Raw genomic sequence first — 14,650 nt, 5'->3', positions numbered from 1 at the left:
TTGGAAATAAAGGAGAGGTACTAGAATGGGAAAATATTTTGGAACTGATGGTGTAAGAGGAATTGCGAATAAAGGGCTGACACCAGAGCTAGCATTTAAGCTAGGGCGATTTGGAGGCTACGTTTTAACAAAAGATACACCAAAACCTAGAGTATTAATTGGTCGAGATACACGTGTTTCCGGGCATATGCTAGAGGGCGCATTAGTTGCAGGACTTTTATCAATTGGCGCGGAAGTAATGCGTCTTGGCGTTATCTCAACACCAGGGGTTGCCTATTTAACAAGAGCAACAAGCTCACAGGCAGGGGTTATGATTTCTGCATCACACAACCCTGTAGAAGATAATGGAATTAAATTTTTTGGACCGGATGGCTTTAAGCTACTAGATGAGCAAGAGGATGAAATAGAAAAGCTGTTAGAAGGGGAGGACACACTTCCACGCCCGATTGGAGAAGACATCGGTGTAGTGAACGACTATTTTGAAGGTGGTCAAAAGTACCTATCATTCCTAAAGGATACGGTAGAAACTGACTTTGCTGGCATCCGTGTTGCATTAGATTGTGCGCATGGTGCAACATCTAGCTTGGCAACCCATTTGTTTGCTGATTTAGAAGCAGATATCTTTTCAATTGGTTCATCTCCAAATGGATTAAATATCAATGATGGCTATGGATCGACACATCCAGAAGCATTACAAGCATTTGTATTAGAAAAAGGAGCCGACATTGGTTTGGCTTTTGATGGAGATGGTGATCGTTTAATCGCAGTTGATGAAAAAGGTCAAATCGTTGATGGCGATCAAATTATGTACATTTGCGGAAAATATATGAATGACAAAGGATTTTTGCGTCATCACACGGTTGTGTCTACCGTTATGAGTAATATCGGATTTTATAAGGCACTTGAAACGCACGGCATGCGCAGCGATAAAACCGCTGTTGGCGACCGCTATGTAATGGAAGAAATGCGTAAAGGTGGCTATAACTTAGGTGGAGAGCAGTCAGGTCATATTATTTTCTTAGACCATACAACGACTGGAGATGGCATGCTTTCTGCAATTCAGCTCGTCAATGTTATGAAGGAAACAGGAAAATCATTGTCAGAGCTTGCAGGTGAGATGACCATTTACCCACAAATCTTAAAAAACGTAAAAGTAGTGGATAAACAAGAGGCATTAAGTAATCCACGTATTCTTGAAGAAATTGAGAAAGTAGAAAAGGATTTAGGTGATCAAGGCCGAGTATTAGTTCGTCCATCTGGTACCGAGCCGCTCGTTCGTGTCATGGTAGAGGCACCAACAAAGGAAGCCTGCCAAAAGTATGTTGATCAGGTGGCCAATGTTATTCAAGAGCTGCTTGGATTAGAGAAATAAGATAAAGCTAGTAAACCGTTCTCTTTATGGGAACGGTTTTTATCATCGGGTGAGAAAATAATCTGACTCGTATTAGGTTATTTTATTTTCATTTTCTATTGATTCGCTCGGATGCTATGATAAAGAAAAAGTACGTATGAGCTTTAGGAGGTATATGAATGATTACGATATTGATTGTGGATGATGATCCGCATATTCGAGAGCTGTTGCGCTTTTATTTGCAGCGGGAAGGCTATAAAACGACGGAAGCGGCAGATGGTGTAGAAGCTGAAGCTTGTCTTGAAAAGGAAAATATTCATTTAGCGCTCGTAGATATCATGATGCCGAACAAGGATGGGTTCGCGTTATGTGAAACAATTCGATCCTATTACGATATTCCGGTGATGATGATTACCGCGAAAGGAGAAATCTCGGATAAAGAAAAAGCCTTTGTAGCTGGCACAGATGATTATATTGTGAAGCCATTTGAACCAAAGGAAGTGCTGTTTCGGATAAAGGCATTGCTGCGCCGTTTTCATATGATAAACGAGGAAATTATACATATTGGCAACATCGTGATTGATCGAAAAAGCTATGAAGTAGAGGCAAATGGGAAGACGATGATCCTACCGTTAAAGGAATTTGAATTGCTTACCCAGCTTGCCCATTATCCGGGGCAGTTATTTTCGAGGGAGCAGCTTATTGAGCTTGTTTGGGGAAATGATTATACGGGCAATGATCGTACCGTTGATGTACATATTAAGCGGCTTCGAGAACGATTTTCGCCACATGTGCACGGTTTTTCTATTATGACCGTAAGAGGGCTTGGCTATAAGGTGGAAGTAGTGGAAGAATCGAATCTGTAAACTGTAATACCCCGTTCATCTGCTGTTCATTTCATGCATATAAGCTAAAGTTTAGAGGATGGAGGATTCGATGTGCGAACACTTTATGTGCGAATTATTTACATGACGATGGCGATTATGATTGCCAGTACGGTGATCGCATTTATTACGACAAATGTGTATTATCATCATTATTTGAAACCCAAAAACGATGATAAAATCACCCAGATAGCGGAGGATACGGTTGAAATATATGAAGAAGTTAGTAATCAAGCGCTTGGACCATATTTATCTTCATTAACTGGTCTTGGGTATCAATTTTATGTCGTAGGAAAAGACGGAAAAGGGGAGCAATATGGAACTGCTTTTCGTACGTATGCCATTGAACCAGGAACGGTAGCATCAGTTATACAAGGTAACGTTTATCATGGGATTAAGCATTATCCGTGGCGGCTATTTGTCACCGGGTTTTTTGACAATGAATTAACGAATACAGTAGGAGTACCGATTACAATCAATGGAGAAACAAAGGCATTGTTCGTTCGCCCTAATACAATGCAGCAGTTTGGAGAAATGCGTTTCTTTCTTGCAGTGTTAATTGTAGTCGCGCTTTTAATTACGTTTTTATTCATTATTATTAGTACGCGCTTTCTAGTAAAGCCAATCAAAAAACTAACCGCAGCAACGAAGAAAATCGCAGCGGGAAATTATCATTTAAAACTAAATGTGAGTCGGAAGGATGAAATTGGCGAGTTAGCGAAAAACTTTTCCTCGATGAGTGCCAGTTTAGCAAAGACCGAGGAGAAGCGGCAGGAATTTGTTTCCAATGTATCCCATGAGATTCAGTCTCCACTCACTTCGATTAAAGGATTTTCTCAGGCTTTGCAAGAAGCGGACTTACCACCAGACTTGCAAGCACATTACTTACAAATCATAGAAAAGGAAAGTACGCGACTGTCTACCTTGAGTCAACAGCTATTAACCTTATCCTTTTTAGATAGCGATGCTGACCAAGCGGAGTTTATCCTGTTTGATGTGAAAGAGCAATGGAAAGACGTAATTCATGCGACAGAGTGGCAATGGCGCCAAAAGGAAATTGAACTGGAGATCGATGCGGAAGAGGCAGTGATGTTGGGTAATCCGAAGTTAATGCAGCAAGTATGGCAAAACTTATTAACGAACGCCATTCGGTATACAAATCAAGGTGGACGCATCGATATTCGTGTCGTGAAAGAACGAGGGAAGATTGTTGTTGCTGTTCAGGATAATGGCATAGGAATTGCGGAAGAGCACATCCCACACTTGTTTGAGCGCTTTTATAAAGTGGATAAAGCGAGAACACGAACAGAGAATAGTACGGGACTCGGATTATCGATTGTCAAAAAAATCATTGAGCTCCATCACGGTACGATTATGGTCGATAGTGAGCAAGGAGAAGGCACTGCCTTCCAAGTTGTATTACCAGAAGCGGGCGAATATGAAAATCAGTCTTAAGTCGGAACGAGCCCCCTGCTGAGGTTGGTTCCACATAACGCATTCATTTGATAGGATGAAGCTAACCACAAATTAATGGATTTGAACCTATCCTAATTTAGAACATTGCTTTATAATGGAGTAGGAGTTTTTTTAGAAAAAAGAAATAATTCGGACGTTAACGATTCAACTTTCACACGCAGTATTTTCCTCCATTGATTGCAGGAGATCCGATTTCCTTTCCTTGTATTCGATTTTTGAGGGTGAAAAACTACAAGTTGCGGATTAAAAAATCTCCAACGGATTTCATTCTAACAAAAGCGAAGGAAAAAGCATGGAGACTCCTGCGGGAATAGCACGTGATCGAAGGCCCCGCAGCGGTGGTTTATCCGCGAGGAGACTGAGTCCGTGCCCGTGGAAAGCGTAATGCTTTTTCCATAGCGGGGGAAATAAAGCCTCTCAAGTTACAAACGTAAAGTCTATCGCTAACCTATTCATTGGAGTTTTACTAGCAATGTCAGTGAAAGTTGAGTAAAGAAAAACAAAAAAAATTAGGGGGAATTTGATGATTAATTTTTCTAAGCCTTCTGTAGAACAGTTTTTTCGTACGTATGCAATTACTAATTTCGCGGTAGCAGCAGATGAAAGCCGACTTATTTTCAATGCGAACCTAAATGGGAAGATGAATCTTTGGGCAATGGATTTACCGGATACATATCCTTATTTATTCGCACATAAAGATGAATCCTGCAATGACATAAAGATCGACCCAGAAAATCGTCATGTAATTGCGGGCTTTGATAAAGATGGCGATGAAAATTATCAGCTTTATGCGATTGCGCCAAATGGTGGGATTCCACAGCCACTCGTAACAGGCGAGCCTTCTGAAAAGTATTTTTTAGCACATGTGAGTAAGGATGGCGAACGTCTCTACTATATGACCTCAGAGGACAATCCGAATTTTTTAAATGCGCGTGTCCGTAATTTAGTGGACCAAACAGATAAGCTTTTAAATACGGGAGAGGTTTCACCAACCTATTTAGAAGCAGTTTCCGATGACGAGCAAGCATTTGTATATACGCGGCATTTTGCCAATACGTATACAACTGGTTTTGTAAAGGTTGGAGATGAAACCGATTCGCTTACTCCAGATCCAGAGAAAGTACATGTTGTATTCGATCCTGTATTTGTAGATAATCGAACGATTTTCTTTGTTACTGACTATGAAAGTGAATATAGTTATGTTGCCAAATATGATATCGAAACGAAGGAATTCTCGAAAGTAGCAGCTCTTGAACAGGAATCCGTTATGTTATTAAAGTGGCATAAGGAAAGTGGAACATTTTATATTGTTACAGAAAAAGGTGTCGTCGACCATTTATATTCTTATGGGCTAAAAGAAGGAAAGCTAACGAAGCTAGAGCTTCCAGTTGATATCGTTGAACAACTCCATATAGCAAAATCTGGCTCCTTATATTTATTAGGGAGAAGCGCAACGGTGCCGAACAATATTTACCACTATACGAAAGAGGCGTGGAAGGCGTTAACGAGAAATGGCGTGCTTGGCTTGAGTCAGGAGGATATGGTAGAGCCTGAGGTTGTAACCTATTCTTCCTTTGATGACACAGAAATTGAAGCATTGCTGTTCCAACCAAAGCGAGAAAACAATAATGGTCACGCTATTTTTTGGCCGCATGGTGGTCCGCAGGCAGCGGAACGAAAAATGTTTCGTTCGATGTTCCAATGCTTCTTGAATCGTGGATATACGATTTTCGCTCCAAACTTTCGTGGTAGTACTGGATATGGTGCTTCCTTCGTTAAACAGGTGGAACAGGATTGGGGGCATGGCCCGCGTTTAGATTGTGTGGCGGGCATTGAGTGGCTATTTGAAAATGGTATAACGGATCGCGATAAACTATTCCTCGTTGGCGGTAGCTATGGTGGATACATGGCATTATTGCTTCACGGGCGCCATCCAGAATACTTTAAAGCAGTTGTTGATATTTTCGGTCCATCCGATTTGTTTACCTTTGTAAACTCAGTACCACCACATTGGAAGCCGATTATGGAACGCTGGCTTGGAGATCCAGAACGTGATAAGGAACGTTTTATTAAAGATTCACCAGTAACGTATTTGGATACAATGGAGAAGCCGATGCTCGTTATTCAAGGGGCCAAAGACCCACGCGTAGTGAAGGAAGAGTCCGATCAAATTGTCGCAAAGCTAAAGGAAAAAGGCCGCGATGTGGAGTATTTAGTGCTAGAGGATGAAGGGCATGGATTTTCGAAAAAAGAAAATGAAATTAAAGTATACAGCTTGATGTTAGCATTTTTAGAAAAGCATCAAGGATAGTATTTCGCTCGTTTAGCAGCTTTCTCTTTCGTCACGGTTGTGATTAAAGAGAAAGCTGTTTTTGGTGAAGCGGTTTATAATGCTGCATGAACTTCTTCGAATGACATTCCATATATTAAATTAACGCTTTCCTTACGAAAACAATTGACCATACAATAAAGAATATATTACAATAATCCATGCCCCTTAAAAAGTAAGGGAAGCATTATTCAAGAAGGAAAGGAGCATCGTGCATCTTAATCTGCATTAAAAAGCGCCAGAACTATTTTTTGATCGGAATAAAAAATAGTTGACGAGGTGGAGGTTTATCGAGTTTTCGGCGGGTACCTCCCGGTTGCACATCCCAATCGACATGCTTTTTCTTAAAACAGTGAGGTGACTCATTGGCCAAAGGAAACAAGCGGGATGCATTTACAATCACGAGAAAGGGGCAGCTTAAGCGGCCCCGTAATAGAAACTTACTGGTCGTTTTTCTGCCCCTTTATCCAAGGAGGAAAAACGCTATGTGCGGAATTGTAGGATATATCGGACAACATAATTCAACAGATATTTTATTAAATGGATTGGAAAAGCTTGAATATCGAGGGTATGATTCAGCGGGAATCGCCTTAAATACAGAACAAAAGGTATCGCTTTATAAAGTAAAAGGACGTATTGCAGCATTACGTGATCGTGTAGATGCTAATGCTTTTGCTAAAATGGGAATCGGTCATACGCGCTGGGCAACACATGGTGTGCCAAATGAAGAAAATGCACATCCACATCAAAGTGCATCTGGTCGATTTACGCTTGTTCATAATGGCGTTATTGAGAATTACCAGGATTTAAAGCGAGACTATTTAAGCGGCGTATCTTTCGCCAGTGAAACAGATACCGAGATTATCGTACAGCTTGTTGAAAAGCTTTATGAAAAAAACCAGGATACAGCAGAAGCATTTCGACAAACGATTAGCCTACTAAAAGGCTCCTATGCTATTGCGATGATTGATGCAAACGATCAGGATACACTTTACGTTGCCAAAAACAAAAGTCCGCTATTAGTTGGCTTAGGAGATGGCTTTAATCTGGTTGCAAGTGATGCAATGGCGACATTAAAAGAAACAGATCAATACCTAGAAATTTTTGATGGTGAAATCGTTTTTGTGCAGCGTAGCTTTGTCGAGGTACAGAAGCTTGATGGTACGGTAGTAGATCGTAAGCCATTTATAGCACAGATTGATGCAGCTGACATTGAAAAGGGAACCTATGACCATTTCATGATGAAGGAAATCGATGAACAACCATTTGTTATGCGCAATATCATTCGTGAATACCAAAATGAACACAATGAATTAAAGGTAGATCACGATATTCGAGCTGCGATGCAGGCGTGTGATCGTGTCTATATTATTGCGTGTGGCACGAGCTATCATGCAGGTCTCGTTGGAAAAGAATTTTTAGAGAAGCTTGCTAAGGTTCCTGTAGAGGTTCATGTCGCGAGTGAGTTTTCATATAATATGCCGCTTTTATCAGAAAATCCGTTGTTTATCTTTATTTCCCAAAGTGGAGAAACGGCAGATAGTCGTGCGGTTTTAGTAAAAATAAAAGAATTGGGATATCCGGCATTAACGATTACGAATGTGCCAGGATCCACCCTTTCTCGTGAAGCCAATTACACCTTGCACCTACATGCAGGGCCAGAAATCGCTGTTGCATCAACGAAAGCATATACAGCTCAAATTGCAGTGCTAGCGATACTCGCTGTTGATACGGCACAGGCAAAGGGGCTAGCCTTGGACTTTAATCCAATGCAGGAGCTTGCTATTGTTGCAAATGCGATGGAAATATTAACAGCACAAAAGGACTTTATGGAGGAGCTCGTTCGTTCCTATTTAGAAACTTCTCGTAACGCCTTTTTCATCGGGCGGTGTGCGGATTATTATGTTTGCCTAGAAGGAGCTTTAAAGCTGAAAGAAATCTCTTATATTCAAGCAGAAGGCTTCGCTGGCGGCGAACTAAAGCATGGAACAATTGCTTTAATTGAAGAAGGGACGCCAGTCATTGCACTTGCAACACAGAAGGACGTAAATTACGCCATTCGTGGAAATGTCCAAGAAGTAGTTGCACGAGGAGCAAAAGCAATGGTCATTAGTATGAAAGGCTTAGAGCAGGATACAGACGCCTTTGTATTACCGCATGTGCATGAATTGCTTACACCGCTTGTTGCTGTTGTACCATTACAGCTATTAGCTTACTATGCTGCATTGCATCGCGGGTGTGATGTCGATAAACCTCGAAATCTAGCAAAAAGCGTGACAGTAGAGTAGGTTTTTGGGTGAGTGAGAATGTAACTGTAAAGTAAAGTCTTTTAAGGTTGTAATCATGTTGCACCGTTTTACCCCTTTAGATTATTTTTAATCTAAAGGGGTGTTTTTATGTCGAAAAGTATTAGAACATCTGAAATGAAGAAATGGATAAAACAAGGCACTATCATTACTGGTTCGCCGGGGGACTGGTAAAAGTACAACGGCTTCTATTGTTGCTAAAGAATCTAAACTGATAAACTCAGTACATATGCACACAGAATCGAATGGTGATTCAATTTTTCTTTCATTTTAAGCTCTTGCTAATCCTCTTTCAAAAGCAGCAAGATGATTTAATGATGCGTCGTGTAGTTGAGTAAATACTGCCTGAACGTCTGAAGGTAGATTTTGCGATAGGAATTTTTCGTACATGCCAATATTCTCTATTTCTCCTTGCACACCTAAAGCATAAGCGTCTTTAATTGTTTGGGGTGTAGTGACAAACATTCGGGAAATATCTTCAGGAATTGGCACTTGGTATCTTGTGAAAAGGGGAAGAAGTAAGCGAATATGTCTTAATTCTGCTTCCTGTATATTTGCAAAAGTACGTACATAACCAAAGTTTAAGAGAATATCATTATATCTTGATTGAGCTAAAAACTCATCTTGTAGTGCAAAGGTTAGCATTTGTGGTAAAGAAAGTGTGGATGCATTTAAAGCACCTTTAGCACCATATTCTGCTTCTGTTTGTCTATGTGGCATCTCCTGCATATTTCTTAGGAAAAAATTAAACCATACCGCATGATTCTGTTCATCATCTGCTGCCCTACGAAAAGCTTCTTTTACAACGTTATCTGAGGTTCGGTCAACTATATCTAGATAAAAATCAACGGTTTCTTGTTCATCTTTGAAGGAGGATATTAATCCTTCCTTATACGTATTAGAGCATTGTTCGATAGTTTGAGGTGTTGGTTGTTCACCTGTAACATTTACATATATTGAAGAAAAAGTTTGTAAATGCCTCCTTTCATCTTTTATAATTTCCAAAATTTGATCCCTTTCGATAATGGTTGGTGCTAGACTGGCTAATTTTTCATAGCAAATAATCGCACTGTACTCTCCACTAATCGCGGTTAGCAAGTCGTTTACTAATCGAGAATCAATGTAATTATTATTCGGATTGAAGTGCCAGTAGCTATTTGAATACATAAGTTATCCCTCCATGTTTGAATATGTCATTACAACATATGCTTTTTACATGGGTATAGGTTCATGGACCTCCCTATATCTTGGATGAAAAAGAAGTTATGTGTTTGCTTTGATTCATAACCCCCACTTGTATCTAAGTACAGATGTGAATCTCCATGTTTCATCAAAAGAATAAAAATAGTGGAAAAGCCCCTTCAGTGAGGTCAAGGAAAGGTTATTAGAATTGAATTTAATGACGTAAATATATACGGAACCAATAGGGATCTTGTTAATAAATGTAATTTAAATGTCGATATAAAAAGAAAAATGGAGGAAAACCCTTTTGATGATTTTATTAGGAATTGTATTTTATATTATTTCTGTTTTTATTTACTTTTTTCCAAGTTATGTGGCTTATAAAAGAAATAAACATAATAAAATTTTCATTTATTTAGTCAACTTTTTTGGAGGATGGTTTATAATCGGTTGGATTTTAGCGTTAATTTTAGCGACTAGGAAAGATGATCGTGACCAGATTGCCGTTAATAAACGTATTTGATGCAAGGGATGAATGAGGGTTATCCACCAAAGAAGTAGAAAAGAAAAGTTATAAATGTATGGAAGTACTCTTCCACACCTGATAATTAGCAAGATAAAGCAAACTTTTCTATAAAATTATTGAACATGTCCTTTTGATTTAATATAATAGGAACAAATGTTTCTATATAGGTGTAAGGGGATAAGAATATGCAACTTCATTTTTACCATGCTAGATTCAATGACGCAGTAGAGGAATATAAATTATCAGAAGAACAGCTATACTATACAGGGTCACCAAAACAAAATATCGCATTATCAAAAGCTGATCAAGATCGATATTCGGTATTAGCTATGGAACAAGAAAGGCTAGTAACGTTTTTCGTTTTACATAAAAATGAAGGTGTAAAACCATATGTAAGTAATAATGATGCCATTTTATTACGATCCTTTTCAACTGATTATCGCCATCAGGGGAAGGGCTACGCTAAAAAGGCATTAATGCTTTTGCCTAGTTTTGTTAAAGAGAATTTTGACCATATAAATGAAATTGTCCTAGCTGTTAATCGGAATAATGAAAGTGCGCAATACTTATATAAAAAGTGTGGCTATGTTGATGAGGGTAAACGGAAAATGGGGAAAAAGGGAGAACTTATCCTAATGAGCTATTATTTATAAGATATTCAGAATTAACAATTCGATGTTATTGAAAGAGGTTAAAGAAAACAGGTGAAATGATGATCATAGAGACAAAATTAGATAATCGCTTCCAGCCTCTAGTAGCACATGTAAAGGACACATCCAATGTTTTGGACTGTTCAGGTGCAGGTATAATGGTTATCCATCACGATAAAATCGTAACAGAGCAGTATTGGGGAAAACATGCAAAAGCTCCTGATGCCAGACCGATACAAGAAGATTCTCAATTTCATGTGGCTTCCGTTCGGAAAAGTTATATCGGCTTTGCTGTTGCATATGCTGTACAGAATCGATATATAGCGTGTATTGATGATAAGGTTACGAAATATATAGCTATACATAACACTGCCGTTTATAAAAATATGACGATTAGACACCTGCTTACACATACCCATGGTTTAAACATCAAAGAAGGAAAACAGATTCGAGAATTTGCTGCGGGACAAAGCTGGGCATATCGTGACATAAATATTGATTTATTGGCAGAGATTGTTGAACAAACGACTGGAAAAACGATTGCTCAAATTGTTAGTGAGCACGTATTTGAGCCATTAGAGTTTAAAGAAACCGGTTGGTATGATGAACAGAATGAGCAGTTGGTGCAAGTTATTAGGAAGCCCAATAATAAATTTTGGTCAACAAGTAAAGGTACAGACGGGGATAAGAAAAATATGTATGTATCGACAAGAGAACTTGCATATTGGGGTTATATCCATTTGAAGCAGGGATTCATAAATGGGAGACAAGTAGTTTCTGAAGATATCATTCGGCTAGCTACATCACTTCAATCACCAAGCTTAAAGAATAAGGAACTGCCCCAAAATGGCTTTTTATGGTTTGTAAAGGATTTGCCTGCGATGAAAAGTGAAATTGGCGAACGTGTGCCTAAAGGCTCCTTTCAAATTTTAGGCTATACAAGTGTCGCATTATTGGTTATTCCGAAGCATGATCTAGTAGCAGTTCGCATGTTTAATAGTTTTGGCTCTACACCTGGATACGATTATTTATCGGATATTAGATCGTTTGGGGATACAGTAATAGCGTGTTTGTAGATTAAATAATTTTGTATAAAGAGTTACGGCAAGGAGCATTCACAAGTGGAATGCTCTTTTTTTTTGGGATAAAACCTACGAATAAACTTTTACGAAAGTTTTATTTTTTTGACCAAATTAAATATTTAGGTTACAATATAAACATAAGTTTATAAAATAAACAAATGTTTGAGGAGGTGTTCCAGTTTGGAGAAAAAGATGCATTCCTTAAATGAAAAGGAGAAAAAACTCTATCAACTGATTAAGAACGATCCGTATTCATCTCAGCAGGAATTAGCTAATGCACTTGGTTTATCGAGGCCTTCCATCGCAAATATGATTTCGGATTTAATCAAAAAAGGGTTTATTTTAGGAAAAGCATATGTTTTAAATGAATCAGAGCAAGTCTTTTGTATTGGCGGAGCGAACGTTGACCGCAAGTTTCATGCAAAGAAAAAGCTGCAGCTAGGTACATCGAATCCAATTCATTCGGAACAGAGTGCAGGTGGTGTTGCACGGAATATCGCTGAAAATCTTGGAAGGATTGGTATGGATGCCACGCTGTTAACTGCAGCTGGTACGGATACGGAGTGGTCCTTTATTGAAAAGGCGTCTTCTCCTTACATGAATTTAGATTATGTAGCAAGCTTTATCGATGAATCTACCGGATCGTATACAGCTGTACTGGATGCCAACGGCGATTTAACCTTTGCTTTAGCTGATATGGATGTGTATGAACGGATAACTCCAGAATTTATTCGACAGCATGCATCTGTGATGAGCCAAGCGAAATGTTTAGTAGCGGATTTAAATATCCCACAAAACACGTTAGAAATGCTTTGTGAATTTGCAGGTAATCATGCAATTCCGATTGTCCTTGTTACGGTTTCGGCTCCAAAAATGGACAGGATGCCAACTAATCTAAAGCATGTAACATGGTTAATTACAAATAAAGAGGAAACAGAGGCGTATTTAAAGAAAGCGCTTACAACGAGGGCCGACTGGGAAAATGCGGTGAACGATTGGCTTCAGCTAGGTATCTCCAATGTAGTTGTAACAAATGGAAATCAAGGTGCGATGCTTGGAAATCATGCAGAAGGCATTCGATTTACGGCTTCCGGTAAACCGAAAAGAATCGCGGATGTTACTGGTGCTGGTGATGCGTTTTCTTCAGCAGTAATTTTCGCATGGCTAGAAGGAAAATCGCTTGAGGATATTGGAAAAGCAGGAACTGCCAATGCAACCAAAACATTAGAATCTACCTTTACTGTTCGTCAAAACCTGACAGAAGCACAACTACAAAAGGATATGGAGGAATTACAATGATAAAAGCATACATTTCACTTTCGGAGGAAGTACAAGCAGCGAAGGCTGAAGGAAAACCGATTGTTGCGTTAGAATCAACTATTATTTCGCATGGAATGCCTTATCCGCAAAATGTAAAGACAGCACGTGAGGTGGAACAAATTATTCGCCAACAAGGCGCTGTCCCGGCAACCATTGCGATTATGGATGGTAAAATAAAAATCGGCTTATCAGAGGAAGAATTAGAGACGTTTGGGAATAGCACGGATGTTGCCAAAGCATCTCGTCGCGATTTAACGTATTTACTTGCTACCAAACAAAAAGGAGCAACTACAGTTGCGGCAACGATGATTTGCGCGGAGCTTGCTGATATTCCTATTTTTGTTACAGGTGGAATAGGTGGGGTTCACCGTGGCGCAGAAACAACGATGGATATCTCTGCTGATTTAGAGGAATTAGGCAAAACAAATGTCGCTGTAGTATGTGCTGGAGCAAAATCGATTCTTGATTTAGGATTAACGATGGAATATTTAGAAACGAAAGGTGTTCCGGTTATCGGCTATCAGACCGATGTATTGCCTGCTTTCTATACAAGAACAAGTGAGTACCCGGTGAATTTCCGATCGGATGACATCAATCGTATTGCTTCTACATTAAAAATTAAATGGGATTTGAATATGGATGGTGGCGCGGTCATTGCGAATCCAATTCCGGAAGAACACGCCTTGCCTGAAGCTGAGATTAACTTAGTGATATCAAAAGCTTTGGCAGAAGCGGAAAAAAACAATGTACATGGAAAAGAAGTGACACCGTTTTTGTTAGCTAAAGTAAAAGAATTAACTAGTGGTAAAAGCTTGGAAGCCAATATCGCGCTTGTGAAGCATAATGCCGTTGTCGGTGCAAAGCTAGCGGTTCAATTCCACCAAATGAAGCAAGAAGGTTAATGGGTAAATCATATTGAAAATAAGGCCACGGCCTTAAAAAATTATATAAACGTATTTCGCATAATGGAGAGCGACTCATTTTTAAAGCGCATTCTTAGGAGGAATGCGCTTTGAACTGTACATTTCCGTTTACAAGGATACACTTTCTGCTCTTTCTAACTGCAATAGTTTTTCCTTCATATCTAGCCCGCCACGGAACCCTGTTAATGCACCGTTTTTTCCAATCACCCGATGACAAGGAATCACGACTAAGACCGGATTGGCACCGATTGCTGCTGCAACCGCACGTACAGCACGGGGATTTCCGATGGAATGTGCAATTTCAGAGTAAGTTACGGTTTTGCCAAACGGGATATGCTGCAATGCTTGCCACACCTGTTTCTGAAAGGCGGTGCCGTACAAATCAATCGGCGCGCTAAATTCCTTTCGTGATCCATCAACATACTCACGTAGTTCAGAAATATACGATGTCAGCTTTTCCTCATTTTCTTCAAGCGGTTCGTTTGGTAGCTGCTTTTGCAAAAATGGATGCATTTCACTTTCCGCTATATGCTGAGGACTTAGATAGCAAATGCCATTCTCTGTTGCTGCTACATAAAAGCGCCACTCCCCTTGCTGAAATGTTGTCCAATAGATGGTCAT

General features: G+C 39.5%; 12 protein-coding genes. 10 read left to right on the top strand and 2 right to left on the bottom strand.

Annotated features, from left to right (window positions below):
- Positions 1 to 25 precede the first annotated feature (25 nt).
- The 5 genes from glmM to glmS all read left to right on the top strand — a co-directional run bounded on the left by glmM (position 26) and on the right by glmS (position 8,328).
- Complete coding sequence (gene glmM, locus SPK86_RS14080) at positions 26 to 1,372, top strand: phosphoglucosamine mutase (protein ID WP_330949658.1); 1,347 nt, start codon at positions 26 to 28, stop codon at positions 1,370 to 1,372.
- A 158-nt stretch (positions 1,373 to 1,530) separates the two neighbouring features.
- A complete protein-coding gene (locus tag SPK86_RS14075; RefSeq protein WP_330949657.1) occupies positions 1,531 to 2,217 on the top strand; it encodes a response regulator transcription factor in 687 nt (228 codons plus the stop codon).
- A gap of 72 nt (positions 2,218 to 2,289) precedes the next feature.
- Complete coding sequence (locus tag SPK86_RS14070) at positions 2,290 to 3,690, top strand: sensor histidine kinase (protein ID WP_330949656.1); 1,401 nt, start codon at positions 2,290 to 2,292, stop codon at positions 3,688 to 3,690.
- A gap of 544 nt (positions 3,691 to 4,234) precedes the next feature.
- Entirely contained in the window at positions 4,235 to 6,022 is a 1,788-nt protein-coding gene (locus SPK86_RS14065) for a S9 family peptidase (protein ID WP_330949655.1), read from the top strand.
- Positions 6,023 to 6,525: 503 nt separating this feature from the next.
- Complete coding sequence (gene glmS, locus SPK86_RS14060) at positions 6,526 to 8,328, top strand: glutamine--fructose-6-phosphate transaminase (isomerizing) (protein ID WP_330949654.1); 1,803 nt, start codon at positions 6,526 to 6,528, stop codon at positions 8,326 to 8,328.
- Between the two features lie 288 nt (positions 8,329 to 8,616).
- Here glmS and SPK86_RS14050 read toward each other — a convergent pair whose 3' ends face one another.
- Positions 8,617 to 9,513 (bottom strand): ferritin family protein, encoded by an 897-nt coding sequence (locus SPK86_RS14050; RefSeq protein ID WP_330949653.1) that lies wholly within the window; start codon positions 9,511 to 9,513, stop codon positions 8,617 to 8,619.
- Positions 9,514 to 9,838: 325 nt separating this feature from the next.
- Here SPK86_RS14050 and SPK86_RS14045 point away from each other — a divergent pair, with 325 nt between their 5' ends.
- The 5 genes from SPK86_RS14045 (at position 9,839) to SPK86_RS14025 (ending at position 14,008) form a co-directional block, all read left to right on the top strand.
- A complete protein-coding gene (locus tag SPK86_RS14045) occupies positions 9,839 to 10,051 on the top strand; it encodes a superinfection immunity protein (protein ID WP_330949671.1) in 213 nt (70 codons plus the stop codon).
- A gap of 188 nt (positions 10,052 to 10,239) precedes the next feature.
- Positions 10,240 to 10,707, top strand: a complete 468-nt coding sequence (locus SPK86_RS14040) for a GNAT family N-acetyltransferase (protein ID WP_284141388.1) — start codon at positions 10,240 to 10,242, stop codon at positions 10,705 to 10,707.
- Positions 10,708 to 10,763: 56 nt separating this feature from the next.
- Entirely contained in the window at positions 10,764 to 11,780 is a 1,017-nt protein-coding gene (locus SPK86_RS14035) for a serine hydrolase domain-containing protein (RefSeq protein ID WP_330949652.1), read from the top strand.
- 186 nt (positions 11,781 to 11,966) lie between these two features.
- Positions 11,967 to 13,085, top strand: a complete 1,119-nt coding sequence (locus tag SPK86_RS14030) for a carbohydrate kinase (protein ID WP_443089788.1) — start codon at positions 11,967 to 11,969, stop codon at positions 13,083 to 13,085.
- On the top strand, positions 13,085 to 14,008 hold the full coding sequence (locus tag SPK86_RS14025) for a pseudouridine-5'-phosphate glycosidase (protein ID WP_284141439.1): 924 nt from the start codon (positions 13,085 to 13,087) through the stop codon (positions 14,006 to 14,008). The genes SPK86_RS14030 and SPK86_RS14025 overlap by 1 nt, the downstream gene beginning before the upstream one ends.
- A 129-nt stretch (positions 14,009 to 14,137) precedes the next feature.
- On the opposite strand, the gene SPK86_RS14020 is transcribed toward SPK86_RS14025, so the two are convergent.
- On the bottom strand, positions 14,138 to 14,650 hold the full coding sequence (locus SPK86_RS14020) for a methylated-DNA--[protein]-cysteine S-methyltransferase (protein ID WP_284141390.1): 513 nt from the start codon (positions 14,648 to 14,650) through the stop codon (positions 14,138 to 14,140).

The organism is Virgibacillus sp. MG-45, from assembly GCF_036409425.1.
Classification (GTDB): Bacteria; Bacillota; Bacilli; order Bacillales; family Amphibacillaceae; genus LDC-1.
The sequence above is the reverse complement of the archived record's forward strand: the minus strand, read 5'-3'. Positions and strand labels throughout refer to the sequence as shown.